Annotated in this window: 2 rRNA genes; both read left to right on the forward strand. The window is 49.0% G+C overall.

The window, feature by feature from the left end:
• The first annotated feature begins 95 nt into the window (after positions 1-95).
• Positions 96-1,620: ribosomal RNA gene (locus BR82_RS0114420) — 16S ribosomal RNA — on the forward strand.
• A gap of 232 nt (positions 1,621-1,852) precedes the next feature.
• A 23S ribosomal RNA gene (locus BR82_RS17515) occupies positions 1,853-2,197 on the forward strand; the annotation flags it as partial.

Raw genomic sequence — 2,197 nt, forward strand, 5'->3', positions numbered from 1 at the left:
GGAGAGATCATTGAAAACTAAACAGAATTAAGAAACACACGTCAAAGAAGAGAAAAAGAAGAGCTAAACAAACGAAAGATTGTAAAGATAAAGAGACAATGGAGAGTTTGATCCTGGCTCAGGATGAACGCTGGCGGCGTGCCTAATACATGCAAGTCGAACGCGGGCAGTAATGTCCGAGTGGCGAACGGGTGAGTAAGACATAAGTAACCTGCCCTTTACAGGGGGATAACTATTGGAAACGATAGCTAAGACCGCATAGGTAAAGATACCGCATGGTAGGTTTATTAAAAGTGCCAAGGCACTGGTAGAGGATGGACTTATGGCGCATTAGCTGGTTGGTGAGGTAACGGCTCACCAAGGCGACGATGCGTAGCCGACCTGAGAGGGTGACCGGCCACACTGGGACTGAGACACGGCCCAGACTCCTACGGGAGGCAGCAGTAGGGAATTTTCGGCAATGGGGGGAACCCTGACCGAGCAACGCCGCGTGAAGGAGGAAGGTCTTCGGACTGTAAACTTCTGTTATAAAGGAAGAAAGGCGGATACAGGGAATGGTATCCGAGTGACGGTACTTTATGAGGAAGCCACGGCTAACTACGTGCCAGCAGCCGCGGTAATACGTAGGTGGCAAGCGTTATCCGGAATTATTGGGCGTAAAGAGGGAGCAGGCGGCAGCAAGGGTCTGTGGTGAAAGACTGAAGCTTAACTTCAGTAAGCCATAGAAACCGGGCAGCTAGAGTGCAGGAGAGGATCGTGGAATTCCATGTGTAGCGGTGAAATGCGTAGATATATGGAGGAACACCAGTGGCGAAGGCGACGATCTGGCCTGCAACTGACGCTCAGTCCCGAAAGCGTGGGGAGCAAATAGGATTAGATACCCTAGTAGTCCACGCCGTAAACGATGAGTACTAAGTGTTGGGAGTCAAATCTCAGTGCTGCAGTTAACGCAGTAAGTACTCCGCCTGAGTAGTACGTTCGCAAGAATGAAACTCAAAGGAATTGACGGGGGCCCGCACAAGCGGTGGAGCATGTGGTTTAATTCGAAGCAACGCGAAGAACCTTACCAGGTCTTGACATACTCATAAAGGCTCCAGAGATGGAGAGATAGGTATATGGGATACAGGTGGTGCATGGTTGTCGTCAGCTCGTGTCGTGAGATGTTGGGTTAAGTCCCGCAACGAGCGCAACCCTTATCGTTAGTTACCATCATTAAGTTGGGGACTCTAGCGAGACTGCCAGTGACAAGCTGGAGGAAGGCGGGGATGACGTCAAATCATCATGCCCCTTATGACCTGGGCTACACACGTGCTACAATGGATGGAGCAGAGGGAAGCGAAGCCGCGAGGTGGAGCGAAACCCAGAAAACCATTCTCAGTTCGGATTGTAGTCTGCAACTCGACTACATGAAGTTGGAATCGCTAGTAATCGCGAATCAGCATGTCGCGGTGAATACGTTCTCGGGCCTTGTACACACCGCCCGTCACACCATGAGAGTTGATAACACCCGAAGCCGGTGGCCTAACCGCAAGGAGGGAGCTGTCTAAGGTGGGATTGATGATTGGGGTGAAGTCGTAACAAGGTATCCCTACGGGAACGTGGGGATGGATCACCTCCTTTCTAAGGAGAGAGAAGAGAAGTGAAGTTTCATTAATACTGTTTAGTTTTGAGTGATGCTCAAGAGGAGTATTGCTTAAAAGAGATCATTGAAAACTGGATAATAGAAAATTTGCGATAGAAAAGAAGAGATCGAGATAAGAGATTATTGAGGTCTTTCTGGAGAAGTCGAAAACTAAGAAAAGAATCACTGAAGAGACGAAAGTAAATAGGAAAGTGATCAAGAACACCAATAGGTAAAGTAAGAAAGAGCGTATGGCGGATGCCTAGGCACAGAGAGGCGAAGAAGGACGCAGCAAACAGCGAAATGCGACGGTAAGCAGTAAGCATGCGAAGAGCCGTCGATATCCGAATGGGGGAACCCACCCGGAGTAGAGACCGGGTATCCTGAAGTGAATAAATAGCATCAGAGAGGCGAGACTCAGGGAACTGAAACATCTAAGTACCTGAAGGAAGAGAAAATAAAGAAATGATTCCCTAAGTAGTGGCGAGCGAAAGGGGAGGAGCCCAAACCGATCCAAGGATCGGGGTTGAAGGACTGTCGAAAAAGAGCAAGAAGACATTATAGACGAACGGAATG

The sequence above is a fragment of the Thomasclavelia saccharogumia DSM 17460 genome (genome assembly GCF_000686665.1).
Lineage (GTDB): Bacteria > Bacillota_I > Bacilli_A > Erysipelotrichales > Coprobacillaceae > Thomasclavelia > Thomasclavelia saccharogumia.